A 14042-nucleotide genomic window follows, 5' to 3' on the forward strand; every position below is an offset into this window, starting at 1 on the left:
TCGGCCTGCCGACGCCCCCCACACATCAGTAGGCCCCCTGCCCCTGGAGCACCGCACGCAGCGTCTTCCACAAGATCACCGTGTCCAGGGCGAGCGACCAGTCCTCCACGTACCGCAGGTCGAGCCGGACCGCTTCCTCCCACGGCAGGTCGCTGCGTCCGCTGATCTGCCACAGGCCGGTGAGCCCCGGCTTGACGAGGAGCCGCCGCCGGATGTCGGGGCCGTACGCCGCGGACTCCTCGGGCAGCGGCGGCCGCGGGCCGACGAGCGACATCGAACCGGTGAGTACGTTGAAAAGCTGCGGGAGTTCGTCGAGCGAGTACCGGCGCAGCATCGCCCCGACCCGGGTCACCCGCGGATCCCGGCGGAGCTTGAACAGCAGGCCCGCGCCTTCGTTGCGGTCGGCGAGCTCCGCGCGTGCCCCGTGGGCTCCGGGGACCATGGTGCGGAACTTGAAGATGGTGAACTCGCGGCCGTCCTTGCCGACCCTGCGCTGGCGGTAGAACACGCCGCCCCGGCTGTCCATGAGGACGAGTACTCCGACGAGCACCATCAGCGGTGCGAACAGCATCAGCAGGAACGCCGCGCCCAGCCGGTCGACGATCTCTTTGATCGCCCGGCGGCCCCCGGTGAAGGTCGGCATGCTGACCCGGAGCAGCGGGATCCCGAGCACCGCGTCGACGTGCAGCCGCGGTCCCGCCACCTCCATGAGGACGGGGGCCACGACCATTTCGGCGTCGCTGCCTTCGAGGTTCCAGGCGAGGCGCTGCAGCCGGTCCGGCGACCAGTGCGGGTCCGGTGTGACCGCGACGACCCGGTAGCCGTCGCGGCGGACGTGGCCCGCGACGTCGGTGAGGCGGCCGACGACCGGCACGCCGTCGAGGTGGTCGCCGCCCGGTCCGAGACCGTCCGGCGTGCACACCGCCTCCACGCGCCAGCCGAGGTGCGGGAACTTGCGGGCCCGGGTGATCAGGTCGCGCACGGTGGCCGGGCTCCCGGCGGCGAGCACCGGTCTCAGGCAATGCCCTTGCTTGCGCTGTTTGTGCAGCGAGAGGCGCAGCACATACCGGGTGGTCATGGTGACGAGCGCGATCGCCGGGATCGCGACGAAGATCCAGAGCTTGATGTTGCGCGAGGTCAGGGCGATCCCGCCGAGCGCGAGGACGACGGCCGCCGTGAACAGTGAGCGCCCGAGCCTGCGGAACTCCTCGGCGCCCTGGCCGAGCACGGCGGGCGCCCACGCCCTGCTCACCGCGAGCGCTCCCAGTACGAGCAGCTCGGTGCCGAAGGCGAGAAACGCCCAGTTCTCATGCCAGTTGGCAGCGTCCCGCACTCCGAAGAAGCCGCCGATCGCCGCCACCACGAAGGCGGTGGCCACGGTATCGCTGGTGATCACGGTACGGCGGTACCGCTGTTCCCAGTCGATCGCGGGCTGGCTGATCGCCCCGTTCACCGGACGCCCGCGCGCCGGCAGGAACGGGCTGACTAATTCCCCCTGTTGCACAGACCCCCCCAGGTCTCCAGTGGGCTCGACGGGTTTGCCCCACACGGTTCCTCCCCCCGGGAGGCAGGCACCCGCCCCCCGCACGCGTCCTCCCCTCGGGAGGCCCTCGCCCCCCGCGCCGCGCTGTTCCTCCCCACGGGAGGCCCCCGCCTCCCGCCGAATGACATCCCGGTAATTGCAGCGCTGCTCCAACACCCCACCGGGGCGGCCGCGGACCCGTGTGTCCTGTCGGCCCCTCGAGGTGTGCGGGGACCCGTCGAAGCCTCGGGCGCTCCCCGCACCCGAGACCCCCTCCAGGGCCCCGAAAATGGATCACCCCCACGCCCGGCACCGGGACGAGTTCGCTGGCTGTCCGTGGTGCCAGACCTATAGATCGTTATTTGTCGCCTCGTGTCCAGGCATGCGAAGCACGGTCAATCTAGACCATCGAGCCGCGCGTGGAGAGGGGATGTGTGCAACTTGTGCTCAAGGTTTGAAGCGGAGTCCACGAAACGATCACTAGTGGGGGGCGCCCCGACGGCCGGGGCATGCCGTGTGACCTGTGACGACGGGTGTGACCCCGACAGCAGAAACCGGCAGTCCCGGGCGTCCCGGAACTGCCGGCAGGGCCGCGCGCGGGTTCCAGCCACCCGGCACGCGGCGCAAAAATCAGCCTGAAATCGACGCGTACGCCCATGAGTTGGGCCCGTCCGCGGACGGGCCCCGTGCGGTCTCAGTCGAGGCAGAACTCGTTGCCCTCGATGTCCTGCATCACGATGCACGAGTCGGTGCCGTCGTACAGCAGCCGCTCGCGCACCGCGCCGAGCGCGACCAGCCGGGTGCACTCCGCCTCGAGCTTGGCGAGGCGCTCCTCGCCCACGAGTCCGGTGCCGACGCGCACGTCAAGGTGCACCCGGTTCTTGACGACCTTGCCTTCGGGGACGCGCTGGAAGAACAGCCGCGGCCCCACCCCCGTGGGATCACTGCAGGCGAACCACGCGCCCCGGTCCTCGGGGGGCCGGGAGAGGTCGAAGTCGTCCCACGTGGCGAACCCGGCGGGCGGCGGCGATACGACGTACCCCAACACCTCGCACCAAAAGCGCGCGAGGCGCTCGGGTTCCGCGCAGTCGAAGGCGACTTGGAACTGCTTGATCGTTGACATCGGCGCACCCTAACAGCGTGCTTCGTGGCTCAATCAAGTGCTTTTAGGCGGCCAGTCCCAGGGCCAGTGCGCCGACGACGGGGGCGACGTACACGAGGGGGAAGGGGATGTGGCTGTACCAGCGGGCGCGGATCACGGTGATCACGGCTCCGGCGAAATAGAGCACGAGGCCGATGCCCGCGGCGATGCCGATGGCGGGCACCAGCAGCCCGACGAGCAGGCCCGCGGCCCCCGCGGCCTTGGCCGCACCGAGCCAGGGCAGCCAGGGCTCGGGGATGCCGTAGTCGGTCATGGGCTTGAGGACCCAGGAGGCGCGCAGGAAGGCAGACCCGGCGGAGAAGGCGGTCATGGCTGCGGCGATGAGCGTGACGACGACGTGGGCGGTGGACATCAGAGTGGCTCCTCATGAGGCGGGTGCCGGTGCGGGGTCCGCTCCGGCGGGCTTTCCTGCTCTCTCACTTCTTCTGACCCGCCGCCGCACAGGAATGTGACAGCTCGGGGAAGAAAGTTTTCGCCCTTGTTCCGCGTGGTGCCGAGGAGCGGTGCCGGGTCACCTGTGCAGGCGTCCGGTCCAGGGATGGTGGCCGTACGTCATGGTGATCGCGTCGGCGAGCCACCGCCGCTGCCGCTCCGTGAGCACGGGCAGCACCGCGTCGAAGTCCTGTTCGTCCTTGGGGCGGGGCGACTTGGCCTTGTAGTAGAGCTGGATGTCCGGCGCGAGAAAGGGAATGCCGTCCGCAGAGACCTGCCCCAGCTCGCCGATCGGCCTGCGCACGCGCGGGTCGCGCCGTGACACCCAGTCCGTGCCGCTGGACTCGTCGAGCATGATCTGGATGCGCCAGGGATCATCCGCCCCCGGCCTGCACCAGATGTCGTGCACGCCGGGCGGCAGGACCTCGTCCCGCGCCCACGGGCGCAAGGTCCCCGGCGGGTCGGCGGCCCACCACTCCCAGCCCGCGAGGGCCTGCTGGGCCGCCCGTTGGTCGCGGCGCAGCAGTTGGACGTCGATGTCGCCGTGGCTCCGGAACGGGTGCCCGACGGCGAGTTCGATCGCCAGGCCTCCGGCGATCCACCACCAGGCGTCCAGACCGGAGAACGTGGCGACGACATCGGCCGGTGACGCGGGTTCCCAGCTGCCGAGGTGATCGTGGGCGTGTGTCATGCCGCCCATTGTTCCCGGCGGTCCCCGGCCGCCTCAGGCCACGAGGATCTCCAGCCAGGGGCTCATCAGCTTCAGGGGCGTGTCGGGCTCCGCGTCCCGCTGCACGTCGGCCATCCTGCCCAGGGCCTCGCCCATCTCGGAGGTGCCGGTGGTGACGAACTGCGCCTCGTCCCCGGTCCCTTGGAGGATCCAGTACTGGTAGTGCGTGAGGGTCAGATAGACGCGCTTCTGGACGTAGTCGAGGACGACCTTGGTGTTGTGCTCGCCGCGCGAACCGGTGCCCGTGTACTCGGCGAGGCCCGTGGGGACCGGCGGGGCGTCCGGGTCGATGTTGCTGCCCGCGCCCGACTGCGAGTTCTTCGAGTAGTGCGCGTGCAGGTCCGCGCCCGACTCCGGGACGGACTTCGCGACCACACCCTTGTAGTCCTCGACCGCCTGCTCGCGCGTCGCCTCCTTGCCCAGCTTCCTCTTCTCCTGCTGGGTCGGCCGGGGCACCGTGCTGGACGGCAGCAGGCCCTGGCTGTCCTGATGCCAACTGCGCAGGGTGCCGGGCTCGGTGGGGCTCTTCACCTGCCTGGCCTTCTCGTCGTCGGTGCGCTCGTCGACGACCGTCTTCGGGACGGCAGGGGTGTTCTCCGTCGCCTCCGTCGCGACCGTGTCCAGCTGGAACCGCACGTCGAAGAGGAGCTTGAGGAGCGGCTGCGGCAGCAGGGCGGTGGCCTGGGCCCAGGTCAGCCGGCTCACCGGCTTCTGGCGGCTCTCCCGGGGAGCGGTCTCGGTCAGCGCTCCCGCATCGTGCAGTGCCCCGAAGCCGGGGCCGAAGGAGCTCCACATCTCCTCGTCGTTCGCCCACGTCACACCCTCGGCGTGCTCGTAGGGGGCCTGCGGTTTCACGTTGTAGCGGTCGCTGCGGCTCGGGACCCCGCTCTTCGCGACGAACTTCCGTACGGCGTTCACCACCTGCCGCGCCTGCGTGAGTTCGCCCTCCGGGACGACGGTGGCGTCGTCGGTCGTCTTGAGATAGGCGGTGACCGCGTCGTACTTCTCCTGCACCGCACGCTGGTTCTTCGATCCCAACTGTCCCAAGGCCACCTGGAGTTCGCTGTCCACGGTCATGCGGAAGTAGTTCTTGAGCTGGGCGACCGTCAGGCCGTTGCCCTCGGGGTCGACGCCGCGCTGATAGGCGTCGAGCGGGACCGCCACCTGACGCTGGATCCGGCCACCGCCGTCGGCCGGTCCGCTCTGTGGGCCCCGGGGTTCGCCATCGGCCCTTTCGGCCGGTGCGGGGCCCGACAGGACGCGGGTCGCGTTGGCCTCGGCCTCGCGCTCGAAACGGTCCGACGGGTCCGAGACGCTCAGCCCGGAACCGTTGTCCGTGCCGGCCACCGGACCCTGGCGCTGCTGGATGACATGGGTCAGCTCATGGGCCAGCGTGTGCCGGTCCGCGCCGCCGTCGCCGATGACGATGTGGCTGCCCGAGGTGTACGCGCGGGCGCCCACCTCGGCCGCCGACGCCTTCGCCGCCGTGTCGTCGTGGATGCGTACGCCCGTGAAGTCCGCGCCGAGCCGGGCCTCCATGTCCGCACGGACCGCTCCGTCGAGCGGCCGGCCGGGCGCGCGCAGCACGTCGGGCACGGCCGAGCGCTGCACGGGGGACTCCTCGGCCTGCTGGTGGCCGCATCCCGCGCCGTGCTGATGGTGTTCCTGGGCCCAGGAGTGGTCGGCCTCGGCGAGCAACTGGACGATGGCGGCGTTCCCGGCGGTCCGTTGCAGGGCGAGGAGCCCCGGGACCGGTGTCCCTTCCCCGGCCTCGGCGGACCGGGACGGCGCGGGGCGCACCCTCCCGGCGTCCGGCTGCTTGGCGTGGTCCCTGGCTTCCATGAGGCCCTTTCGGCAGAACGATTCAGCTCATCCTGCATACGTCATGGGTGCGGCCTCGACCAGGTACGGAAGGGCACTTTTGGGGGCACGGCGCCACCCTCCGCAGGGGCTGGCGTACTCGCGCCATGGCGGGGACGCGCAGCGGAGAGCGCTGGTCCTGAGGTGCGGTGATGCCGCAGGCTTGAGGCGGCGGAGCGCTCCCGCCGTCTCCGAGGGCCCCGCCGGAGACGGCACATGTGACCGACGCATGCCGTTCGTGAGGATGCCCACTGTGACCGCCGTTGCCGCGTTTTCCATCGCTGATACCCCAGATACCCCAGATACCCCTGCCACCTCTGCCACCTCTGCCACCTCTGTCACGTCACCCGGCCCCGGCCCCGCCCTCACCACCTGGATCGTCGCCGCCGCTGCCGTCCCCGACGGGGAGCTCGGCATCGGGGAGTTGGCGGGGCCGTACGTCGCCGCCGATGTGCTGGCGCGCGGGCTGCGGGCCGACGGGCGGGCGGTCGTGCTCACCTCCGCCCTCGACGAGCACCACCCCGACGTGGTCGCCCGGGCGCTGCGTACCGGGCGCAAACCCGACGACGTCGCCGAGGCGTTCGGGGAGGCGATCACGGCCGACTGGCAGCACGCGGGTGTCGCCTTCGACGGGGTGGGCCGGGCGGCGTCGGACGGGAGTCATCGGCGGCGGGTCACCGAGTGGTTCGCGCGGCTGCACGCGGGCGGCGCCCTCGTGCGACGGGAGCGGCACCTGCCGTACTGCGGGCCGTGCGGCCGCTGGCCCGCAGGGCGGCTGCTCGTGGGGTGCTGCCCGGACTGTGCGGCGGAGGGGCCCGCCGGTGCGTGCGGGGCATGTCTGCGGTGGAACGACCCCGGTGAGCTGGCCGTCCCGTACTGCGCGGGGTGCGGCGCACGAGCCGGGCGGCGCCGCGCCGCGCGCCTGGACTTCGCCCTCGAACCGCACCGCGACGCACTCATCGACCACTGGGTCACGGCCCAACTCCCGCCCGCCGCCCGTGCGATGACGGAGCGGATGACGGCCGAGCGCCTCCCCGAGATCCCGGCGACCCGGCCGGGGGAGTGGGGCCTGCCCGTGCCCGTGGACGGCTACGCGGACCAGCGCGTCGCCGCCCCGTTCCAGCTGGCGCTCTCCCATCTGACGGCGGCCGAGACGGTGGCGGAGGACGGCCCGTACCACGCCGTGCACTTCCTGCCGCGCTCCGGCCTCGCCTTCCACACCCTGCTCCTGCCCGCGCTCCTCGCCCTGGCCGGACTGCCGCTGCCCCGCGCACTCCACGTGAGCGAGCCGTATGTGACGGACCCGGACGCACCGCTGTGGGCCCTGGACGCGCTCACCGCCGTGGGCCCGGACGCGCTGCGCCGCCACGTCCTCACCCACCGCCCCAGCGGCCGCCCCATCACGCACCGGCAGCGTGAACTCGCCGGTACACGGCGGCACTTGACCGGGCAGTGGAACGGCTGGCTGCGCCGCCTGTTCGCCGAGGTGCGGTCCGGGCACGGCGGTCTGGTGCCGGACGCGCTGCCGGGCGGCGACGGCTGGGAGGAGCTGCGGGGCCGCGTCGAGCGGTCGGCGGTGGAGCTGCGGGACGCGTACGCGCCGGGCGCCTTCGCGCCGCGTCGGCTGCTCGCCCTCCTGGACGAAGTGGTGGCGTCCGCCGCGGAGTTCGGGTGGGTGAACGACGCGACACCCGACCCCGCACGGCGGGCCCCCGCCCTCACCGCACAGCTCGCCGTCGCGAGCGCGCTGTCCGTGTGGGCCTGGCCCGTGATGCCGCAGGGCGCCGCCCGGCTCGCCGCGGCGCTCGGCGTCCGCACCCCGGGACCGGTCACCGCGGCCGCGCTCTGCGCGCCCCCGCCGGGCACGCGGGTCGAGCCGCCGTCGGGCCCGGTCTTCGGACTGTGAGGGCTGTGAGAACTCTCAGGGCTGTGAGAACCATCAGGGCTGTGAGAACTCTTAGGACTGCGAGGGCTCTGCGGACTCCGGCCGGACCGCCCCGCCGCGCCCTCAGTCCAGGAGCCCGAGGCGGGCCGCGCGGACGCCCGCCTCGAAGCGGCTGGAGGCGTCCAGCTGCTGCATCAGTTCCGAGAGGAGCCTGCTGACCGTGCGCAGCGACACCCCCAGGGCGCGGGCGATGCGCTCGTCCTTCGCCCCGCCCGCCAGCATCCGCAGGATGACCAGGTGCTGCTCGGTCAGGCCCGCGGGGCCGCGCTCCTCCGCCGCGGCGCAGGACCCTTCGTACGGTGTGGCCGTCATCCAGCAGTACTCGTACAGCGCGGCGTACGAGCGGACGAGCGACAGGCCGCGGGCGACGAGGAGTCCGTCGCGCGGCCGGTCGGGGTCGAGCGGTAGCAGGGCGGCGCGCGAGTCCGCGATGATCATGGTGATGGGGACGGCGGGTGCGAGGCGCACCTCGACCCCGGCCGCCGCCTGCTGCTCGAAGAACTCGGCCATGTGCGGGACCCTGGTCAGCCGCCGGCTGTACAGGGCCCGTACGCGCACCCCTCGCTGCACGGCGAGCACGTCGCGTTCCAAGGAGAGCCTGAGCCGGTCGCCGGGCTGGAACTCCACGGGATGCAGGGAGGATTCGTCGACGCGGGTCGTCTCGGTCAGCTCGACGAGGACCTGATTGATGCGCTGACGGTCCGTCACCACCTCGACCTCGACGGGTGAATCGGCGTGGAGCCAGGCCGCGTCGTGCAGATAGTGCTCGGCGAGATCACCGACCGCCGCGTGCAGGGCGGCCGATTCGCGCTCCCTGGCGAGCAGTCCCTGCCGTTCCCTCGCGAGGAGTCTGCGCAGCGCGACCTCGGGCCCGACGACCGTCACGGTGTCCTCGCCGCGGGGGCCGCCGGGCTCGTCGGGGCCGTCCGGCCCGTCGTGCTCCCCGAGCGGATGGATCAGCCCGAGCCTGCCGAGTTCGCCGCGATGGGCGTCGGCCTCGTCGGGGCCGATGCCGAGCGCGGTGGCGGCCTCCCCGAACCCCGCCGCGCCGCGGACCCGCAGCTCCCGGTACAGGGCCATGGTCGTCTCGCGCGCGGGCATCGCCGCTCCAGCGGTCATCAAGTCGCCCCCTCCTGGCTCGTGATCGCTGGGGCGACCTTACCTGGTGGGGGTATGGCGACCAGGCGCGGCCGCCGTACGGAGCCGGATCGGCCGGACGTCCGACGGACCCGGCGGGGGAATGCCCCGGCCGGGACCGCGGTTGGCAACGCCGAAGGGCACGACGGGGATCGAGGCGGAGGAGGACGGCGAGTTGGGCGCGCGGGAGCTGGAGCGGGTCGATCTGGGTGAGGTTCCGTACCTGGAGGCGATGGAGGAGATGCGCGGCTGGGCCGAGCGGCGCCGCGCGGGGACCATCGGCGACCGCCTCGTCCTCCTCACGCACCCGCCCGTCATCACCTACGGCACCCGGACCCCCGCCGACGAACTCCCGCGCGCCGAATCGCCGATCCCCCTCGTGGAGGTCGACCGCGGCGGCCAGGCCACCTATCACGGGCCGGGGCAGCTCGTCGGCTACCTCATCCTCAATCTGCGCGAGCGCGGTCCCGGCGACATCGTGCGCTGGGTCGAGAACGGGCTGATCGACGCGGTCGGTTCGCTCGGCTTCGAGGCCGTGCGCAGGGACACCCCGCCCCGCGCCCAGAGCCTCGTCGGCGTGTGGACGCCGCGGCACGACAAGCTCGTGTCGATCGGGATGCGGATCCGCGGCGGCGTCACCAGCCATGGCTTCGCGCTCAACGTGGCGCCCGACCTGGACGAGTTCACGCGCTTCACGGCGTGCGGGCTGCCCGAAGTGGCGATGACGTCCCTCGCGGAGATGGCCGCCGAGCGGGGCGTCGCCGCGCCCGGTGACGCGGCGGTGCGGGACGCGGTGGCACGGGCCTTCGGGGCGCGGCGGGCGTCTTAGGCGGCTGCGTGCGGCAGGGGGAGCGCCGCCGCGTGCGACCGTCAGGCGGAGCGCTCCACTAGGTGTGCAGCGCTCCGCTACGTGTGCAGCGCCCCGCTACGTATGGAGCGCCCCGCCGTCCTCCCCGTGCCCCTCCGGCTCCAGCTGGATCGTCGAGTGCGCGACGTCGAAATGGTCGCCGACGCACCGTTGCAGGCGCCCGAGCAGCTCGCCGTACCCGCCCATGAGCGCCGCCTCCGTGACCACCACGTGCGCGGTGAGCACCGGCATCCCCGAGGTGACCGTCCAGCCGTGCAGATCGTGCACCGCGACCACGCCGCGCTCCTCCAGGAGGTGGCTGCGCACCTCGTCGAGGTCCATGTCCTGCGGGGTCGCCTCCATGAGTACGTGCACGGCGTCCCTGAGCAGCCCGTACGCGCGCGGCACGATCAGCAGGCCGATGACGATCGAGGCGATCGGGTCGGCGGCCTGCCAGCCCGTCAGCAGGATGATCAGGCCGCCCACGATCACCGCGACCGAGCCGAGCGCGTCCCCGAGGACCTCCAGGTAGGCGCCGCGCAGATTGAGGCTCTTCTCCTTGGCGTCCCGCAGCAGCCACAGGCCCACCAGATTGGCGAGGAGACCGCCGACCGCCACCACGAACATCAGGCCGCCCTTGACCTCCACCGGGTCGCTGAACCGGCCGATCGCCGACCACAGGACCCAGACGAAGATGGCGACGAGCAGCAGCGCGTTCAGGACGGCGGAGAAGATCTCCACCCGGTAGAAGCCGAAGGTGCGCCGGGGCGTCGGCGCGCGCTGGGCGAGCGTGATGGCGCCGAGCGCGAGCGAGACGCCGACCGCGTCGGTCAGGCTGTGCGCGGCGTCGGCGAGCAGCGCGAGGCTGCCGGACAGAATCGCGCCGACCACCTGGATGACGGTGATCGAGCCGCTGATGCCGATGGTCCACAGCAGGCGATTGCGGTACGTCCCGCTGAGAGTGCCGCCCGTCGCCGCGGCGGACGGGCCGTGGTCGTGCCCCATGCCCGCGAGTCGATCACGCCGTTCCCGGGGTCACCACTCGACGGTCGGCCACTCGGCTCAGTGCACCCGCGGGGCCGCCGAGGTGTCGCGCTGCTGCGGGATGCCCAGCTGGGGCGGCAGCTCGCCCTGCTGGACGGTGACCGTGCGCTCCGGGGCGGGGACCCTGATGCCCTCGGCGCGGTAGCGCTGGTGCAGGCGCTTGATGAACTCGTGCTTGATGCGGTACTGGTCGCTGAACTCGCCGACGCCCAGGATCACCGTGAAGCTGATCCGCGAGTCGCCGAAGGTGTGGAAGCGGATGGCCGCCTCGTGGTCGGGGACGGCGCCCGTGATGTCGGCCATCACGTCGTCCACGACCTCGGTCGTGACCCGCTCGACGTGCTCCAGGTCGCTGTCGTAGCTGACCCCGACCTGCACCATGATCGACAGCTCCTGCTCGGGGCGGCTGAAGTTGGTCATGTTGGTGCCCGCGAGCTTGGCGTTGGGAATGATCACGAGGTTGTTGGAGAGCTGCCGCACCGTGGTGTTGCGCCAGTTGATGTCGACGACGTAGCCTTCCTCGCCGCTGCTGAGCCGGATGTAGTCGCCGGGCTGCACCGTCTTCGCAGCGAGGATGTGCACGCCCGCGAAGAGGTTGGCGAGGGTGTCCTGGAGCGCGAGGGCGACGGCGAGACCGCCCACGCCGAGCGCGGTGAGCAGTGGTGCGATGGAGATGCCGAGGGTCTGCAGGACGACGAGGAAGCCCATCGCGAGCACCACGACGCGGGTGATGTTCACGAAGATGGTCGCCGAGCCCGCCACCCCGGAGCGGGACTGCGCCACGGCCCTGACCAGGCCGGTGACGATCCGGGCCGCCGTGAGGGTGGCCGCCAGGATGAGCAGCGCGGTCAGCGTCATCGTGACGTTGCGCCCGGTGCGCTGTGTGAGCGGCAGGGCCTCGGCCGCCGCGGCGAGCCCCGCGGTGATGGCCGCGCAGGGCACGAGGGTGCGCAGCGCGTCGACGATGACGTCGTCGCCGCTCCAGCGGGTCCGCCGGGCCCGCTCGCCGAGCCAGCGCAGCGTGGTGCGCAGCAGCAGTCCCGCCGCGACGCCGGAGAACACGGCGATCCCGGCCACGATCCAGTCGTGCAGGGTGAGCGCGCGGGTCATCGGTGCGCTCCCGTCGTACGGGAAGCGGGCGTCGGCGCGGCTCCGGGTTCCGTCGTACGCGGCGCATGCGGCCGTATGCGGCCTATGTGATGTGTCGTCACCTTGTGATACCTGCTCGATTCCGGGAGTTCGGTCACGCCGGAACGAGAGCCCGGTCCGGCGCGGACGTCATCCTGCCGCATCCGCCGGAGGCCGTCGCGCGTACCCCCACCTGGATCTTCACCGGGCCGTCACGTATGCGCGGCGGCCGCCGCCGACCCGGCCCCGCACGGCAGTTCGGGCCGTGCCCCCGGTCTGCCCCGTGCGGGCGAATCCGTCATCTTCGCCCCCGTACGCGCCGGTTGGCCCTCCACCATGGGCAGGGTGACGCAGCCATCCGCCGCCCCGCCCGCCGGCCCCCGGCAGGAGGTCGGCGTCCGCGCCGACCCGCGCTTCGAGGACATCGCGAACGCCTCCTGGTGGCGGATGGCCGCACGGCTGCCCCGCACCCTCGGCGCCGCGGCCCGGCTCGGCTGGGCCGCCGACCGGCCCGCGATGTGCTGGCTCGCGGTCTGCCAACTGGCCGTCGTCGCCGCGTCGGCCGTGGCGCTCGCCGCGCTGCCCGGCGTGCTCGCCCAGCTCTTCCAGGGCGGTCAGGTCGCCGAGCGGGTGGCGGCCGCCGCGCCGGGCCTGATCGTGGTCGCCACCGCCGCGGCGGTCCGGGCCTGCGCCGACGCGGTCGGGGTCTGGGCCGCGGCGCGGCTCGGCCCCGAGGTCGCCTGCGAAGCCGACCTGCAGATCCTCGCGGCCGCCCCACGGGTGGAGTTGGAGGAGTACGACAGGCCCGGCTTCGCCGACCGGCTGCAGGCCGCGGGCCGGGGCGCGGAGGCGACCGAGAACCTCGTCGGCGACGCGCAGGCGATGGTCTCCGCGCTCGGCCAACTCGTCGCCGCCGCCTCGGTGTTGTCCCTGCTCCACCCCGTCCTCCTGCCGCTGCTCCTGCTCGCCGTGCTGCCCAAGGGCGGTGCGGCCGTCACCACCGCGCGGATCCAGCACCGGGCCGACCACCAGAACATCGCGGACAGCCATCTGCGCTATCTCCTGCGGCACTACGCCACCCACCAGCGCACCGCGGCCGAGGTCCGCGCCACCACCATGGCCGCGTTCCTCGCCGGGTGGTACGAGGAGGTCACGGGGCGGATCAGGAGCACCCACCGGCGCGCCGCCCCGCGGGTCCTCGGCGTCACCCTGCTGGGCGCCGGTGTCAGCGGACTCATGCTGGCCGTGACCTGGGCCGCCCTCGGCTGGCTCGCGGCCGGCGGGCGGCTGGATCTCGCGCTCGCGGCCACGGCGGTCGTCGCCGTGCGCACCTGCACCGGCGCGCTGACGTCCCTGGTCCTCGCCGCCGCCCGGCTGTTCCGTACGAGCCTGTACCTGGAGGACTGGCAGGGCTTCCTGCGGCGGGCCGAGGCGCTGCGGGCGGTCCGCGGGGCCAGGGAGGTCCCGGACGGCGCGCCCGCCGAGATCCGTGCGGAGCACGTCAGTTACACCTATCCGGGCGCCACGTCCCCGGCCGTCGACGGGGTCAGCCTCACCCTGCGACGCGGTGAACTCGTCGCGCTCGTGGGCGAGAACGGATCGGGCAAGACCACGCTGTCCGCCCTGCTCACCGGGCTCCGCATCGCGTCCACCGGCACGGTGAGCTGGGACGGCGTCGACCTGGCCGACGCCGATCCGCAGAGCGTGTGGGCGAAGGTCGGCCTGGTGCCCCAGGACTTCACCCGCTGGCCGATGGACCTGCGGGCCAACATCCATCTCGGCCAGCCCCGTTCGGGGAGCGACGCCCTGCTCCTGGACGCCGCGCGGGCGGCCGGAGCGGACAGCGTCATCGCGCGTGCCCCGCACGGCCTGGACACGCTCGTCGCGGGCTCGCACTGGGGCGGCACCGATCTGTCGGGCGGGCAGTGGCAGCGGATCGCGGTCGCGCGGGCCTTCTACCGCAACGCCGCCATGCTGATGCTGGACGAACCCACGTCGGCGATGGACCCGCGCGCCGAGTACCTGGTGATCCGGCGGTTCAAGGAACTCGCCGCGGGAAAGACCGCCGTCTTCGTCACCCAGGGCCTGGAGAACGCCCGGATCGCGGACCGCATCGTCGTCCTCGACCGGGGCCGCGTGCGCGAGGAGGGCGACTTCCGGACACTGATGGAACGCGACGGGCTCTTCGCGGAGTTGTACCGGCTCGCCCAGGACCGGTGAGGTTGACCCAGGACC

Annotated in this window: 11 protein-coding genes; 3 read left to right on the plus strand and 8 right to left on the minus strand. The window is 72.7% G+C overall.

Annotated features, from left to right (window positions below; translation table 11 throughout):
- Positions 1-25 precede the first annotated feature (25 nt).
- The 5 genes from ACFWZ2_RS19780 to ACFWZ2_RS19800 all read right to left on the minus strand — a co-directional run bounded on the left by ACFWZ2_RS19780 (position 26) and on the right by ACFWZ2_RS19800 (position 5688).
- Positions 26-1504 carry a sugar transferase gene (locus ACFWZ2_RS19780; RefSeq protein WP_384547326.1) on the minus strand — a complete coding sequence of 493 codons (1479 nt, stop codon included), beginning with the start codon at positions 1502-1504 and terminating at the stop codon, positions 26-28.
- A 712-nt stretch (positions 1505-2216) separates the two neighbouring features.
- Positions 2217-2645 (minus strand): VOC family protein, encoded by a 429-nt coding sequence (locus ACFWZ2_RS19785; RefSeq protein ID WP_384547328.1) that lies wholly within the window; start codon positions 2643-2645, stop codon positions 2217-2219.
- Between the two features lie 43 nt (positions 2646-2688).
- Entirely contained in the window at positions 2689-3036 is a 348-nt protein-coding gene (locus ACFWZ2_RS19790) for a DoxX family protein (protein ID WP_384547329.1), read from the minus strand.
- A gap of 159 nt (positions 3037-3195) precedes the next feature.
- A complete protein-coding gene (locus tag ACFWZ2_RS19795; RefSeq protein ID WP_384547330.1) occupies positions 3196-3807 on the minus strand; it encodes a nucleotidyltransferase domain-containing protein in 612 nt (203 codons plus the stop codon).
- Positions 3808-3840: 33 nt separating this feature from the next.
- A complete protein-coding gene (locus ACFWZ2_RS19800) occupies positions 3841-5688 on the minus strand; it encodes a DUF4157 domain-containing protein (RefSeq protein WP_384547332.1) in 1848 nt (615 codons plus the stop codon).
- Between the two features lie 271 nt (positions 5689-5959).
- Here ACFWZ2_RS19800 and ACFWZ2_RS19805 point away from each other — a divergent pair, with 271 nt between their 5' ends.
- A complete protein-coding gene (locus tag ACFWZ2_RS19805) occupies positions 5960-7612 on the plus strand; it encodes a class I tRNA ligase family protein (RefSeq protein WP_384547334.1) in 1653 nt (550 codons plus the stop codon).
- A 102-nt stretch (positions 7613-7714) separates the two neighbouring features.
- Here ACFWZ2_RS19805 and ACFWZ2_RS19810 read toward each other — a convergent pair whose 3' ends face one another.
- A complete protein-coding gene (locus ACFWZ2_RS19810) occupies positions 7715-8770 on the minus strand; it encodes a LuxR C-terminal-related transcriptional regulator (protein WP_384547336.1) in 1056 nt (351 codons plus the stop codon).
- 142 nt (positions 8771-8912) lie between these two features.
- Here ACFWZ2_RS19810 and lipB point away from each other — a divergent pair, with 142 nt between their 5' ends.
- Entirely contained in the window at positions 8913-9617 is a 705-nt protein-coding gene (gene lipB / locus ACFWZ2_RS19815; RefSeq protein WP_384547338.1) for a lipoyl(octanoyl) transferase LipB, read from the plus strand.
- A 96-nt stretch (positions 9618-9713) separates the two neighbouring features.
- On the opposite strand, the gene ACFWZ2_RS19820 is transcribed toward lipB, so the two are convergent.
- Both ACFWZ2_RS19820 and ACFWZ2_RS19825 read right to left on the minus strand, forming a co-directional pair.
- Positions 9714-10640, minus strand: coding sequence for a cation diffusion facilitator family transporter (locus ACFWZ2_RS19820; protein ID WP_384547340.1), 927 nt, complete (start codon positions 10638-10640; stop codon positions 9714-9716).
- 57 nt (positions 10641-10697) lie between these two features.
- Positions 10698-11789, minus strand: coding sequence for a mechanosensitive ion channel family protein (locus ACFWZ2_RS19825; protein ID WP_384547342.1), 1092 nt, complete (start codon positions 11787-11789; stop codon positions 10698-10700).
- A gap of 363 nt (positions 11790-12152) precedes the next feature.
- Between ACFWZ2_RS19825 and ACFWZ2_RS19830 the strand changes: the two genes are divergently transcribed.
- Positions 12153-14027, plus strand: a complete 1875-nt coding sequence (locus ACFWZ2_RS19830) for an ATP-binding cassette domain-containing protein (RefSeq protein WP_384547344.1) — start codon at positions 12153-12155, stop codon at positions 14025-14027.
- Positions 14028-14042 lie beyond the last annotated feature (15 nt).

Source organism: Streptomyces sp. NPDC059002 (assembly GCF_042740435.1).
In the GTDB taxonomy this organism is placed as follows: Bacteria; Actinomycetota; Actinomycetes; order Streptomycetales; family Streptomycetaceae; genus Streptomyces.

Bases quoted from the DNA above. Each gene is read 5' to 3' on its own strand.
- ACFWZ2_RS19810 (WP_384547336.1), bottom strand. From the start codon at position 8,770: ATGACCGCTGGAGCGGCGATGCCCGCGCGCGAGACGACCATGGCCCTG.
- ACFWZ2_RS19800 (WP_384547332.1), bottom strand. From the start codon at position 5,688: ATGGAAGCCAGGGACCACGCCAAGCAGCCGGACGCCGGGAGGGTGCGC.
- ACFWZ2_RS19790 (WP_384547329.1), bottom strand. From the start codon at position 3,036: ATGTCCACCGCCCACGTCGTCGTCACGCTCATCGCCGCAGCCATGACC.
- ACFWZ2_RS19785 (WP_384547328.1), bottom strand. From the start codon at position 2,645: ATGTCAACGATCAAGCAGTTCCAAGTCGCCTTCGACTGCGCGGAACCC.
- ACFWZ2_RS19820 (WP_384547340.1), bottom strand. From the start codon at position 10,640: ATGGGGCACGACCACGGCCCGTCCGCCGCGGCGACGGGCGGCACTCTC.
- ACFWZ2_RS19825 (WP_384547342.1), bottom strand. From the start codon at position 11,789: ATGACCCGCGCGCTCACCCTGCACGACTGGATCGTGGCCGGGATCGCC.
- ACFWZ2_RS19795 (WP_384547330.1), bottom strand. From the start codon at position 3,807: ATGACACACGCCCACGATCACCTCGGCAGCTGGGAACCCGCGTCACCG.